The organism is Pseudomonas sp. URMO17WK12:I6 (assembly GCF_003253625.1).
Taxonomy (GTDB): domain Bacteria; phylum Pseudomonadota; class Gammaproteobacteria; order Pseudomonadales; family Pseudomonadaceae; genus Aquipseudomonas.
This window is the reverse complement of sequence record NZ_QKYZ01000007.1, coordinates 113,958-126,645: the sequence shown is the minus strand read 5'-3', so window position 1 is coordinate 126,645 and position 12,688 is coordinate 113,958. Positions and strand designations below refer to the sequence as shown.

12 protein-coding genes are annotated in these 12,688 nt (G+C 61.2%); 2 read left to right on the top strand and 10 right to left on the bottom strand.

Annotated elements, in window-relative coordinates:
* Nucleotides 1-64: 64 nt before the first annotated feature.
* The 9 genes from F475_RS14780 to F475_RS14740 all read right to left on the bottom strand — a co-directional run bounded on the left by F475_RS14780 (nucleotide 65) and on the right by F475_RS14740 (nucleotide 9,491).
* Nucleotides 65-1,222, bottom strand: coding sequence for a D-alanyl-D-alanine carboxypeptidase family protein (locus tag F475_RS14780; protein ID WP_018925757.1), 1,158 nt, complete (start codon nucleotides 1,220-1,222; stop codon nucleotides 65-67).
* A 183-nt stretch (nucleotides 1,223-1,405) separates the two neighbouring features.
* On the bottom strand, nucleotides 1,406-2,416 hold the full coding sequence (locus F475_RS14775; RefSeq protein WP_064620605.1) for a septal ring lytic transglycosylase RlpA family protein: 1,011 nt from the start codon (nucleotides 2,414-2,416) through the stop codon (nucleotides 1,406-1,408).
* Nucleotides 2,416-3,426, bottom strand: a complete 1,011-nt coding sequence (gene mltB / locus F475_RS14770; protein ID WP_086945938.1) for a lytic murein transglycosylase B — start codon at nucleotides 3,424-3,426, stop codon at nucleotides 2,416-2,418. The genes F475_RS14775 and mltB overlap by 1 nt, the downstream gene beginning before the upstream one ends.
* A gap of 17 nt (nucleotides 3,427-3,443) precedes the next feature.
* On the bottom strand, nucleotides 3,444-4,547 hold the full coding sequence (rodA, locus tag F475_RS14765) for a rod shape-determining protein RodA (protein WP_019650887.1): 1,104 nt from the start codon (nucleotides 4,545-4,547) through the stop codon (nucleotides 3,444-3,446).
* 31 nt (nucleotides 4,548-4,578) lie between these two features.
* On the bottom strand, nucleotides 4,579-6,474 hold the full coding sequence (mrdA, locus tag F475_RS14760; protein WP_111454207.1) for a penicillin-binding protein 2: 1,896 nt from the start codon (nucleotides 6,472-6,474) through the stop codon (nucleotides 4,579-4,581).
* Between the two features lie 10 nt (nucleotides 6,475-6,484).
* Nucleotides 6,485-6,952: a 23S rRNA (pseudouridine(1915)-N(3))-methyltransferase RlmH gene (gene rlmH / locus F475_RS14755; RefSeq protein WP_111454206.1), complete on the bottom strand. Its 468-nt coding sequence runs from the start codon at nucleotides 6,950-6,952 to the stop codon at nucleotides 6,485-6,487.
* Nucleotides 6,953-6,961: 9 nt separating this feature from the next.
* Entirely contained in the window at nucleotides 6,962-7,456 is a 495-nt protein-coding gene (gene rsfS / locus F475_RS14750; RefSeq protein WP_019581345.1) for a ribosome silencing factor, read from the bottom strand.
* 72 nt (nucleotides 7,457-7,528) lie between these two features.
* The gene (gene nadD / locus F475_RS14745; RefSeq protein WP_111454205.1) at nucleotides 7,529-8,218 is read right to left on the bottom strand and encodes a nicotinate-nucleotide adenylyltransferase; all 690 of its coding nucleotides are present in this window, start codon (nucleotides 8,216-8,218) and stop codon (nucleotides 7,529-7,531) included.
* A gap of 1 nt (nucleotide 8,219) precedes the next feature.
* Nucleotides 8,220-9,491, bottom strand: a complete 1,272-nt coding sequence (locus tag F475_RS14740; RefSeq protein ID WP_111454204.1) for a glutamate-5-semialdehyde dehydrogenase — start codon at nucleotides 9,489-9,491, stop codon at nucleotides 8,220-8,222.
* Between the two features lie 442 nt (nucleotides 9,492-9,933).
* Here F475_RS14740 and F475_RS14735 point away from each other — a divergent pair, with 442 nt between their 5' ends.
* Nucleotides 9,934-10,632, top strand: a complete 699-nt coding sequence (locus tag F475_RS14735) for a DNA-3-methyladenine glycosylase (RefSeq protein ID WP_064620614.1) — start codon at nucleotides 9,934-9,936, stop codon at nucleotides 10,630-10,632.
* A gap of 100 nt (nucleotides 10,633-10,732) precedes the next feature.
* Nucleotides 10,733-12,049: a bifunctional DedA family/phosphatase PAP2 family protein gene (locus tag F475_RS14730; protein WP_111454203.1), complete on the top strand. Its 1,317-nt coding sequence runs from the start codon at nucleotides 10,733-10,735 to the stop codon at nucleotides 12,047-12,049.
* 46 nt (nucleotides 12,050-12,095) lie between these two features.
* Here the strand turns inward: F475_RS14730 and F475_RS14725 are convergent, their stop codons facing one another.
* Entirely contained in the window at nucleotides 12,096-12,686 is a 591-nt protein-coding gene (locus F475_RS14725; protein WP_018925747.1) for an LON peptidase substrate-binding domain-containing protein, read from the bottom strand.
* Nucleotides 12,687-12,688 lie beyond the last annotated feature (2 nt).

Here is a 12,688-nt window from a genome sequence, read left to right as displayed (position 1 = left end):
CGTAAGCCGTGGCGACAGCAAGGCCCCACGCCGGATCAGCGTGGGGCCATGCAGGTGCACACTATCAGTTGAACAAGCCGTAGAAGAATAGACGGATGCTATCCCACATGCGGCGGAAGATACCACCCTCGTCGACTGCGTCCAGAGCGATCAGGTCGGCGCTGTGCACCACTTTGTCGTCCAGTTTCACTTCGACTTTACCGATCACGTCGCCCTTGGCGATGGGTGCAACCAGTTGCGGGTTCATGGTCATGCTGGCAGCAAGCTTCTTCAGCTGGCCTTTTGGCAAGGTCATGGTCAGGTCTTCAGCCAGGCCGGCCTTGACTTGATTGGTGGTGCCTTTCCAGACAGGTGCCTGAGCCAGCTCGGCGCCTTTCTGATAGAAGGTCTGGGTTTCGAAGAAGCGGAAACCGTAAGTCAGCAGCTTCTGGGTTTCGGCAGCACGAGCCACTTCGCTGTTGGTGCCGAACACCACGGCGATCAGGCGCATGCCGTCACGTACGGCCGAAGACACCATGCAGTAGCCGGCTTCGTCAGTGTGACCGGTTTTCAGACCGTCGACAGTCTTGTCGCGCCACAGCAGCAGGTTGCGGTTAGGCTGCTTGATACCGTTCCAGAAGAACTCTTTCTGCGAGTAGATCGCGTAGTGAGCCGGGTCTTCGTGGATGATCGCGCGAGCCAGCACGGCCATGTCGTGAGCCGACGAGTAGTGCTCCGGGTTCGGCAGACCGGTCGGGTTCATGAAGTGGGTGTTGGTCATGCCCAGATCAGCAACGGTTTTGTTCATCAGGTCGGCGAATGCGTCTTCGCTGCCGGCGATGTGCTCGGAGAGCGCAACACTGGCGTCGTTGCCCGATTGAATGATGATGCCGTGCAGCAGGTCGCTGACGGTAACTTGCGAGCCGACCTTGATGAACATCCGCGAACCACCGGTACGCCAGGCGTTCTCGCTGACGGTCACCGGATCGTTTTCGCCGATCTGGCCACGACGGATTTCCAGGGTCGCGATGTACGCGGTCATCAGCTTGGTCAGGCTGGCCGGCGGCAGACGCTGGTCACCGTTGTTCTCTACCAGCACGTTGCCGCTGCTGGCGTCCATGAGTACGTAGGCTTTGGCGGCCAATTGCGGTGGCGACGGCATCATCTCGACCGCGAAAGCCGCGGGTGAGAGAAGCAGCGGGACTAGCAGGCACAGGCGTTTGGCAAAGGTGGTGATGTTCATCCGTCTCTCGAAATCGCTAATGGAAACTGCCCTAGGGCAAAACTAATCAGACAACTTTTCAAAAAGCTGTCACGTGTTCAGTTGCTCACTCTGTAACCCTTGCCGGGCTTTTGTTCTTCAACGAGCCAACAACCCGGTTCGCCCCCCAAAACTGCAAGCGAACCGTCAATCAAGTACTACGTGTTACTCGGCGCTGACCAGGCTCGGTGAACCGAGATTGGCCAGCCGCACGCTGTTCTGCACCTGCTGGATTTCACCCGCAGAGCCGATCGGCCCCATGCGCACCCGATGCAGTGTCTGCTGGTTACGCACGATCGAGCTGATGAACACCGGAGCGCTCACCATCCCGCTGAGCTTCGATCTCAGGAGCTCTGCAGCGTCCGGGTTGGCGAACGCGCCCACCTGCAGATACTGGCCAGAGGCTGGTACAGAAGCGTTTTTTTTTGCATCGATCTGCACGGGCACAACGGCCGCGGCGTGTTGCTGCGGCGGTGGCGTCCATTGCTCGACGGTGCCAGTGGAAGCGGTCATGGTCGGCGCGGCATTTTGCGCCACTTGCGGCTCGTTGAGCATCAACGGCGCCGGACGACCTCTCTGCGCCCACCATTCCTGCGGGTCGATGCCTTCGACCTTGACCCGCGCCGTGCCGATTTCAGCGTAGCCAAGCTTCTTGGCGGCCGCGTAGGACAAGTCGATGATCCGGTCTGAATAGAACGGCCCACGGTCATTGACCCGCAGAATCACCGTCTTGTTGTTGTCCAGGTTGGTCACCCGAACGTAACTTGGCAGTGGCAAGGTCTTGTGGGCGGCGCTCATGCCATACAGGTCATACACCTCGCCGTTGGCGGTGTTCTGGCCGTGGAACTTGGTGCCATACCAGGACGCCGTGCCCGACGCGACGTAGGTCTTGGATTCCTGCAGCGGGAAGTAGGTCTTGCCCAGCACGGTGTACGGGTTGGCTTTATAAGGACCGCTGTGCAGGGTCGGCGTGGCATCCGGGATGCGCGATACGTCGACGTCCCACCAGGGTGCGCCATCCTTGTGCGCCCGGTTGATGTCCAGGCCGGGGGCCGAACGAACGGCGGTGGAAGACTTCTGAGTCGGTGAGCGGCTGGTCGAACAACTGGCGACCAGCACCGCCAACGCGGCGAATGCCATGAGCTTCAGGGGTTTATTCATAGGCAATGCCCGCATTACTTGACGCCCCGTGCTTGGACCAGCTGTTCAGACAGTTGATGTACGGCCATGGCGTACATCACGCTGCGGTTATAACGCGTGATCGCGTAAAAATTCGTCAGGCCCATCCAGTATTCAGGGCCATTGTCACCTTCCAGGCGGAAAGCCGTGACCGGCATATCATCGCGCAGCGCATCATGACTCGACCAGCCCAGCGCCCGCAACTCCCCGACGGTTTTCGTCGGTTCGATGCCGTCGGTCAGCCCCTCGTCCACCTGATCGCCGCGCACATCGGCACGGCTGACCACAGGTTCGCCGGCGACCCAGCCGTGTTGCTTGAAATAACTGGCGACGCTGCCGATGGCATCATCGGGGTTGTTCCAGATATTAATGTGGCCGTCACCGTCGAAATCCACCGCATAGGCGCGAAAGCTGCTCGGCATGAATTGCGGCAAGCCCATGGCTCCGGCATAGGAGCCTTTGAGGGTCAACGGGTCGACCTGCTCTTCACGGGCCAGCAGCAGGAATTCACGCAACTCCTTGCGAAAGAAATCAGCACGGGGAGGATAGTCGAAACCCAGGGTCGACAAGGCGTCGATCACCCGATAATTGCCAGTATTGCGACCAAAAAAGGTCTCGACGCCGATGATCGAGACGATCACCTGCGCCGGCACACCGTATTCCTGCTCGGCGCGAGCCAGCACCGCCTCGTGCTGACGCCAGAAGTCCACGCCACGGGCGATGCGCGCGTCGGTGATGAACATCGGGCGATATTCTTTCCACTGCTTGACGCGTTCGGCGGGTTTGGAGATCGCGTCCAGAATCGACTGTTTGCGCTCGGCTTCGCGGAACACGCCCATCAGCTGTTCACCGGCAAAGCCGTAGTCACGGGTCATTTCACCAACGAACTCGGCCACCTGGGGTGAGCCTTCGTAATCGCCGGCCAATGCTTCCTGCACGGAACCAAGGATGCTCACCAGGCCGACCCACGGTGCGTATCGAGTCGCCCAGCCACGCATTACTTGCATTGAAATCTTCACCTTATTCAAACCTGCGCGATCCACTTGCGATGGGTATGGATCGACATCAAAACCCCAAACGCTGACAGTAGCGTCACCAGCGAAGTTCCTCCGTAGCTAATGAACGGCAACGGCACCCCCACCACCGGCAACAGGCCACTGACCATACCGATGTTGACGAAAACATAAACAAAAAACGTCATGGTCAGGCTGCCCGCGAGCAATTTGCCAAACAATGTCTGGGCCTGGGCGGTAATCACCAGCCCGCGACCGATCAACAGCAGGTAAATCAGCAACAGCGCGCAGATACCGACCAGGCCGAACTCTTCGCCCAGGACCGCAATAATGAAGTCGGTGTGGCTTTCTGGCAGGAAGTCCAGGTGCGACTGGGTACCGAGTAACCAGCCCTTGCCGAACACGCCACCGGAACCGATGGCCGCTTTCGACTGAATGATGTTCCAGCCCGTGCCCAGCGGATCGCTCTCGGGGTCGAGGAAGGTCAGGATTCGCTGCTTTTGATAGTCGTGCATGATGAAGAACCACATCGCCACGGCCACCGGCACGGCGGCGGCGATCACGCTGAGGATCCAGCGCCAGCGCAGGCCACCCATGAACAGCACGAATGCGCCACCGGCGAGGATCAGCAACGAAGTGCCGAGGTCGGGCTGACGCACGATCAGAATGAACGGGACACCGATCAGCACCAGACTGATCCCCACGTGCTTGAGCTGGGGTGGCAAGGAACGCTTGGCCAAATACCAGGCGATGGTCGCCGGCATCAGGATCTTCATGAATTCCGAGGGCTGGAAGCGGATCACCCCGGGGATATTGATCCAGCGGGTGGCCCCCATGGCGTTATGGCCCATGACGTCCACCACCACCAGCAAGATCACGCCGACCACATAGCCGAGCGGCACCCAGCGGGCCATGAAGCGCGGTTCGAACTGGGCGATGACGATCATCGATATCAGGCCGATGCCGAAGGAAGTGGCTTGCTTGGCCAGCAGATCCCAGCTCTTGCCGCTGGCCGAATACAGCACGAACAAGCTGCCGGCGGCGAGGGTCAGCAGCAGGATCAGCAGCGGGCCGTCGATGTGCAGGCGTTGCAACAGCGTCGCACGGCGACGCATCACATCCTCGCTGGAGAGCATGCGATCGAAATTATTCTTCACGGGCCGTAGCCTCCGCACTGATAGGGCTGGCGTATTCGGCTTTCAGTCGTCCGTCCTGGTCGAGGAGCCAGGCGTCCATCACTTGACGCACCACCGGCGCGGCGACGCCGGAGCCGGACTCGCCGTTCTCGACCATCACCGACACCACGATTTGCGGGTTGTCGGCCGGCGCGAAGCCGACGAACAAGGCGTGGTCGCGGTGGCGCTCCTGCACCTTGGAGCGGTCGTACTTCTCGCCCTGCTTGATCGCAACCACCTGGGCCGTACCACTTTTGCCGGCGATCCGGTATTGCGCGCCGATCGATGCCTTGCGCGCCGTACCCCGGGCACCGTGCATTACCTGCTGCATGCCGTGATTGACCTTGGTCCAGTCCGACGGGTCGCGCAGGATAATGTCCGGCATCGGATGTTCATCCTTCGGCTTCTCGCCCTCGATGGTCTTGGCCAGGTGCGGACGATTCCAGACACCCTTGTTGGCCACCAGTGCCGTGGCCTGCGCCAGTTGCAACGGAGTGGACTGCATGTAGCCCTGACCGATCCCCAGAATCAGCGTCTCGCCCGGGAACCAGGCCTGACGACGGGTCACGCGCTTCCATTCCCGTGTCGGCATCAGCCCCGGCGACTCTTCGAACATATCCAGGGAGACCTTCTGGCCAATGCCGAATTTGCTCAGGTAGGACGACAACCGATCAATCCCCAGCTTGTGCGCCAGGTCATAGAAGTAGGTGTCGTTGGAACGCATGATCGCCGTGTCGAGATCGACGAAGCCGTCACCGGTACGGTTCCAGTTGCGGTACTTGTGATCGTAGTTGGGCAGCATGTAGTAGCCCGGGTCGAACACCCGGGTCGACGCCGTGACCACGCCCGCATCCAGGCCGGCAATCGCCACCGCTGGCTTGATGGTCGAACCGGGCGGGTACAGACCGCGCAGCACGCGGTTGAACAGTGGCCGGTCGATGGAGTCACGCAGCTCGGAGTAGGCCTTGAAACTGATGCCGGTGACGAACAGGTTCGGATCGAAACTCGGCTGGCTGACCATCGCCAGCACCTCACCGGTTTTCGGGTCCAGCGCTACCACCGCGCCACGGCGACCGCCAAGCGCGGCTTCGGCAGCTTCCTGCAATTTGATGTCCAGGCTCAGAACGATGTCCTTGCCGGAAATCGGTTCGGTACGTTTGAGTACCCGCAGCACGCGGCCACGGGCGTTGGTCTCGACTTCTTCGTAACCGACCTGACCGTGCAATTCGGGCTCGTAGAAGCGCTCGATGCCGGTTTTGCCAATTTGATGGGTGCCGCTGTAACTCACCGGGTCCAGAGACTTGAGCTCTTTCTCGTTGATCCGCCCCATATATCCCACCGAGTGCGCAAAGTGCGCGCCCTGCGGATAGTGACGAACCAGCTGCGCGACCACTTCCACACCGGGTAGACGGAACTGGTTCACCGCGATGCGGGCGATCTGCTCTTCGGTCAACTCGAACAGGATCGGCACCGGCTCGAACGGCCGACGCCCCTGACGCATACGCTTCTCGAAGATCACCCGGTCCTCGGGCGTCAGCTCCAGCACTTCGACGATCACGTCGAGCACTTGCTGCCAGTCGCCGGAGCGTTCACGGGTCATGCTCAGGCTGAAGCTGGGCCGGTTGTCGGCCACCACCACGCCATTGCGGTCGTAGATCAGCCCGCGAGTCGGCGGAATCGGCTGCACATGGACGCGGTTGTTTTCCGACAGGGTCGAGTGGTACTCGTACTGGATCACCTGAAGGAAATACAGCCGCGCGATCAGCACGCCGATCAGCGTCACCACCGTAATAGCCCCGAACACGACGCGGCCACGCACCAGACGGGCGTCTTTTTCGTGGTCCTTGATGCGGATCGGCTGGGACATGAGGGCAGAACTACTTGTGGTAAGGGTGGCCGGACAGCACTGTCCAGGCACGATACAGCTGTTCACCGATCAGAATCCGCACCAACGGGTGCGGCAACGTCAACGGCGACAACGACCAGCGTTGATCCGCCCGGGCACAGACTTCCGGCGCCAGCCCCTCGGGGCCGCCGACCATGAAATTCACCGTGCGCGAGTCCAGCCGCCAGCGATCGAGTTCGACCGCCAGTTGCTCGGTGCTCCAGGGCTTGCCGTGGACTTCGAGGGTGACAACGCGCTCGTTCGACCCGACCTTGGCCAGCATGGCTTCGCCTTCCTGACGGATAAAGCGCGCCACATCGGCGTTCTTGCCGCGGGTGTTGAGCGGAATTTCCACCAGTTCCAGCGCCAGCTCGGAAGGAAGACGCTTGGCATATTCATGCCAGCCTTCTTCCACCCACTTGGGCATGCGTGAACCGACGGCGATCAGTCGCAGTCGCACAGCGTTCCCTTATTGCTGGTCTTTGTTGAGCTTGGTGAAATGCTCATGGGTGTTCTCAGGGCTGTGGTGTGCAGCGCTGGCAGAACGGCTTTGCTCGGCACCGGCCCACAGGCGTTCCAGGTCATAGAACTGGCGCGCCGAGGCAGTCATCATGTGCACGATGACGTCGTCCATATCCAGCAGCACCCAGTCGCTGTCGCCCTTGCCTTCTTCACCCAGCGGCTTGACGCCTTGGGCTTTGACGGCTTCGCGGACCTTGTCCAGCATCGCGCCGATCTGGCGGTTGGACGTACCCGTGGCGATGATCATGTAGTCAGTGATGCTCTGCTTTTCACGAACGTCGATCACCTGGATGTCCTGGGCCTTGACGTCTTCCAGGGCCGCTACGGCAACCTTGACCAGCTCTTCGCCGGCCAGTGGCGCGCCAGTTGGTGCTTCTACTGGCAGCGGTGCGCTCTTGAATGTGCCCTTGCGCTTTACTTTGTTTACGTCTTTGTCAGTCATATAAAACTCGTTTTGCTCGTATGTTCGGGCGCTTCGATACACGCATTCACGTGCCTTGAAGCGCGCCCTTTTTCAGTTCGACGCACGGTAAAGTCCGTGCGCATCGATGTAGGCCAGGACCGCGTCGGGCACCAGGAAACGTACCGACTTACCGCTGGCCAGCAGTTGACGGATCTGGGTGGCGGATACCGCGAGCGGTGTCTGCCAGACGAATGCAATCTGTCCGCTCGGCCCTTTGAGAGCCAGCGGGTCGCTCACCGAACGTGCTGCCAGCAGGTTGCGCAAGGCATCCGGCGGTTCGCTGTCGGCATCCGGGCGTTGCAGCACCAGGATGTGGCAATGCTGGAGCAACTCTTCCCAGCGGTGCCAAGTGGGCAGGCCGCAAAATGCGTCCCAGCCCAAAAGTAGAAAAACCTGGTCTGAAGCGGCAAGTTCGGCGCGCATCAGTTCCAGGGTGTCGATGGTGTAGGACGGCTTGTCCCGCTGCAATTCGCGGGCATCCACCACCAACGGTGCCACACCGGCCACCGCGCACTTGACCATCGCCAGACGGTCCTTCGCCGATACCTGCGGCTTGTCCCGATGGGGCGGCCTGGCACTGGGTGTCAGACGCAACTCATCGAGAGCCAGCGATTCGGCGACTTCCAGTGCACCGCGCAAATGGCCGATGTGCACCGGGTCGAAGGTCCCGCCCAGTACGCCAATGCGTCGAGGCCGGGGCTCGCTGGCGGTCACTGGGACTGACGGGTCGAGGTCGCCCAAGTCAGAGCGACTCCTGGCCGCGCAGCTGACCGTCACCGACCACGATGTACTTCTCGCAGGTCAGACCTTCGAGGCCCACCGGGCCGCGGGCGTGCAGCTTATCAGTAGAAATGCCAATCTCGGCACCCAATCCGTATTCGAAGCCATCGGCGAAGCAGGTCGGGGTGTTGATCATCACCGAGGACGAATCGACTTCAGCCACGAAACGCCGGGTGTCAGACAGGTTTTCGCTGACGATCGAGTCGGTGTGATGGGAGCCGTACTGGTTGATGTGCTCGATGGCCTGGTCCAGCCCGTCGACCACGCGGATCGAGAGGATCGGCGCCAGGTATTCGGTAGTCCAGTCGTCTTCAGTGGCCGCGACGGCCTCGATGATCGCCCGGGTGCGCTCACAACCGCGCAGTTCGACGCCTTTTTCGCGGAACTGGGCAGCCATCGCTGGCAGAAACTCTTTGGCGACGGCTTGATCGACCAACAGGGTTTCCATCGCGCCGCAGATGCCGTAACGGTAAGTCTTGGCGTTGAATGCGATGCGCTGGGCTTTCGGCAGATCGGCGTGGGCACTGACGTAGACGTGACAGATGCCGTCCAGGTGCTTGATGACGGGCACGCGGGCATCGCGGCTGACCCGTTCGATCAGGCCACGGCCGCCGCGGGGCACGATGACGTCGACGTATTCGGGCATGGTGATCAGCGCGCCGACGGCGGCACGGTCGGTGGTTTCGACCACTTGCACCACCGCGGCCGGCAGATCGGCCTCGGCCAGGCCGCGCTGGATGCAGGCGGCAATGGCGCGGTTGGAGTGAATCGCTTCGGAGCCGCCACGCAGGATGGTCGCGTTGCCGGACTTCAGGCACAGGCTGGCAGCATCGATGGTCACGTTAGGCCGGGATTCGTAGATGATCCCGATCACGCCCAACGGCACGCGCATCTTGCCGACCTGAATGCCCGACGGCCGGTAACTCATGTCGCGGATCGCGCCGACCGGGTCCGGCAAGGCCGCGACCTGACGCAAACCGACGATCATGCCGTCGATGCGCGCCGGGGTCAGCGCCAGGCGTTCCAGCAGGGCCGGCTCAAGACCATTGGCACGGCCAGCGGCCAAATCCAGTTCATTGGCTGCGGTCAGCTCGGCACGCGCAGCATCCAGCGCATTGGCGGCCGCCTGCAAGGCGCGGTTTTTCTGCGCGGTGCTGGCACGGCCGATCACGCGGGAAGCTTCGCGGGCGGCGCGACCCAAACGGGTCATGTAGTCAAGAACGGACTCAGTCATGGTCTGCTGTGGTCTTGGTAAAGAGGAAAGCGGCAGATTATAGCTGTCGCGTCTCGGGACTAACAGCGGTGACGGGCGGATGGTCGAAATGGAAGGCAATTTGCCGACGTTCAGCCGTGACCAGGGGGCGCTCTCAATGAGTTTCCCCGCCGCGTTGTCGCCTTAAAGCGGGCCAGGCAAGGCGCAGGCCGCTGGGAATGGTTGTTCCCTTTCCAAGGCCTGCAACGCAGCCTGGCCCGCTTTAAGGCACAACCCGAAGGGCCGGGCCTGCTGTTGTGCAGGGCTGCGTTGCTCGAAGCTTATTTGGAATGACCAAACCACGCTTCTCGCGCCTTGCCCTGCACAACAGCAGACCCGGCGCGGCGGGGAAACTCATTGAGAGCGCCCCCTTAGCATATTGTTATCATCACGACTCAATCAGCCCTGATAAACGCTGTTCATCATGACTAACCTGACTGTTCGTGCGTCCGAAACGCGCCCGCCCAAGGCTCTGCCGGATGCATTTTTCGACCGCGACGCCCAAACGCTGGCCCGGGATCTGCTGGGCAAAATCATCCGCCACCGGGTCGACGACCTGTGGCTCAGCGCCCGGATTATCGAGACCGAAGCCTATTACTGCGAAGAAAAGGGTAGCCACGCTTCCCTGGGCTACACAGAAAAGCGTAAAGCTTTGTTTCTGGATGGCGGCCACATCTATATGTATTACGCCCGCGGCGGCGATTCCCTGAACTTCAGTGCCCAAGGTCCGGGCAATGCGGTGCTGATCAAATCCGCCTATCCATGGGTCGATGAACTGAGCGGGCCAGCCAGCCTGGCGCAGATGCTGCTGAACAATCCCGACGCCCAGGGCCGCCCTCGCCCCTCACAAAAGCTGTGCGCCGGGCAGACGTTGCTGTGCAAGGCGCTGGGGCTGAAGGTGCCGGTCTGGGACGCCAAGCGTTTTGACCATGAAGTGCTGCTGGTGGAAGACATCGGGCCTGCGCCCGGCCATATCATCCAGACCACACGCCTGGGCATCCCCCAGGGGCGCGACGAACATTTAATGTACCGTTTCGTCGATGCGGCTTACGCGCCGTACTGCACTCGCAATCCGATGCGTCGGGGTCAGGTCGAAGGGCGCGATTATTTTTTGCTGACTTGAAACGTGCCCGGGCAAACGGGAATCCCAGTGGGAGCGGTCGTTCAGCATTTGGGAGATTCGTCCCTTTGGGGCCAAGTGAACATTCGATGGAGTTGTTTTTATGGGCCCATGGCTCGATAGCGTGATCGGTTGGCTGACGGTCAATCCGCAGTGGCTGGCCATGGCAGTGTTCGTAGTGGCGTGTGTGGAGTGCCTGGCGATTGCCGGGCTGATCGTACCCGGTACGGTGTTGTTGTTTGCCGCGGCAGTACTGGCCGGCAGTGGCGCACTGTCGCTGGGTGAAACATTGCTGCTGGGTTTCCTCGGCGGCGTGCTGGGCGACATCGTTTCGTATTTCCTGGGACGACATTTCCACCAGAACATCCGGCGCCTGCCGGGGTTGCGCCATCATCCGGAATGGATCGCCGGGGCCGAAGCGTATTTTCAGCGTTATGGCATTGCCAGCCTGTTAGTCGGACGCTTTATCGGCCCGTTGCGGCCAATGCTGCCGATGGTCGCAGGTATGTTCGATATGCCCTTCCCCCGCTTCGCCGCCGTCAGCCTGTTGGCCGCCGCGGGCTGGAGCGTTGCCTATCTGCTGCCCGGCTGGGCCACCGGCGCGGCGATTCGCTTGCCATTGCCCGAAGGGTTCTGGCCCGAGGCCGGGATCGTTGCCGGCAGCATCGCCGTCATGGTGGGCTTGAGCATTACCAGCAGCATGCGCCGCCATCGCAAGGCGACGATGCTGATCACCGGCATGAGCTTTCTAATTCTGGCGGGACTGTTCATCGGCTATCCGCACCTGACCGCCCTCGACCAAGGGTTGATGCCCCTGGTGCAGGAACACCGCAGCCCGATGCTCGATGAAGTAGCCGTGGTGTTCACGCTGATTGGCGAGTTCCGCAACATGTTTATGATCAGCGCCCTGTTGACGGCCCTGCTGTTGCTGACGCGACAATGGCGGCACGCGATCTTCGCCGGCAGCACGTTGCTTTTCACCGCGCTGGGTAACACGGCAACCAAGCACTTTTTCGCCCGCATTCGCCCGGAAGTGCTGAGCGATCCACTGACCAGCTACAGCATGCCCAGCGGCCACGCCTCGGGCTCGTTCGCGCTGTTTCTGACGCTCGCGGTGCTGGCTGGCCGCGGACAACCGCCGCGAATGCGCCTGACCTGGTTGTTGCTGGGTTGTTTGCCGGCGCTGGCGATTGCCCTGTCGCGGGTTTACCTGGGGGCGCACTGGCCTACCGATGTACTGGCCGGCGCGATGCTGGCGGCATGCGTGTGTGCGGCGAGCCTGTGGCTGACGCAACGCCAGGTGCCGCTCAACGCCATGCCACCCAAGGTCTGGTGGCTGGTGTTGCCGTCGTTGCTGGCGTTGTTCGGCTTCTTTGTGTTGCGGCATTTGCCGCAAGCTTTGTTGCGGTATGCATATTGAGGATTGAAAGATCGCACCTGTAGCGGCTGCGATCTTTCAGTGGACATCAGGCAAACAACTCACCTTGCAGTTCATCCAGCAACGCCTGAATCGCATCCAGCCGTTGCTGCGGATCATCGAGTTGCAGCAAGTCGATCTTGTCCACCTCGGAAAACGGCAACAGATACGCCAACTGATTGGCCAGCGACTGTTGCCCCGTCGCTTCGGTGCCCATGCTCAGTGCTTCGACCATCGGGTGTTCCGCCAAGGCCTTGAGCAGCGCGACCAGGTCGGCATCTTCATCCTGTAGCGGTTGCTCAGGTTCATCTTTGAGCCACTCGACTTCGGCGACGATCAACTGGTCGCGCTGCACCTCGGTGCGCACCACGTGAAAACGCCGCCCGCCCTTTACCCGAATGCCCAGCAGGCCGTTGTCCTGCTGATGGAAATCGGTGATCAGCGCCTCGCACCCCACCCGCGCGTAGCCTTCAGGAGCGATGCCGACTTCTTCGCCCTCGAGAATACACACCACGCCGAAGCCGCTGCCCTGTTTCATGCAACGGCCGATCATGTCCAGGTAGCGTGCTTCGAAAATCTGCAAGTCGAGGATGCAGTCCGGAAACAGCACCGTGTTCAGCGGAAAAAGCGGCAGACTCATAG

Excerpts from the sequence above, each read along its gene's own strand:
- F475_RS14780 (WP_018925757.1), bottom strand. The coding sequence starts at position 1,222 with ATGAACATCACCACCTTTGCCAAACGCCTGTGCCTGCTAGTCCCGCTG.
- F475_RS14730 (WP_111454203.1), top strand. The coding sequence starts at position 10,733 with ATGGGCCCATGGCTCGATAGCGTGATCGGTTGGCTGACGGTCAATCCG.
- rsfS (WP_019581345.1), bottom strand. The coding sequence starts at position 7,456 with ATGACTGACAAAGACGTAAACAAAGTAAAGCGCAAGGGCACATTCAAG.
- rodA (WP_019650887.1), bottom strand. The coding sequence starts at position 4,547 with ATGCGTCGCCGTGCGACGCTGTTGCAACGCCTGCACATCGACGGCCCG.
- F475_RS14735 (WP_064620614.1), top strand. The coding sequence starts at position 9,934 with ATGACTAACCTGACTGTTCGTGCGTCCGAAACGCGCCCGCCCAAGGCT.
- mrdA (WP_111454207.1), bottom strand. The coding sequence starts at position 6,474 with ATGTCCCAGCCGATCCGCATCAAGGACCACGAAAAAGACGCCCGTCTG.
- mltB (WP_086945938.1), bottom strand. The coding sequence starts at position 3,426 with ATGCAAGTAATGCGTGGCTGGGCGACTCGATACGCACCGTGGGTCGGC.
- F475_RS14775 (WP_064620605.1), bottom strand. The coding sequence starts at position 2,416 with ATGCGGGCATTGCCTATGAATAAACCCCTGAAGCTCATGGCATTCGCC.
- F475_RS14725 (WP_018925747.1), bottom strand. The coding sequence starts at position 12,686 with ATGAGTCTGCCGCTTTTTCCGCTGAACACGGTGCTGTTTCCGGACTGC.
- F475_RS14740 (WP_111454204.1), bottom strand. The coding sequence starts at position 9,491 with ATGACTGAGTCCGTTCTTGACTACATGACCCGTTTGGGTCGCGCCGCC.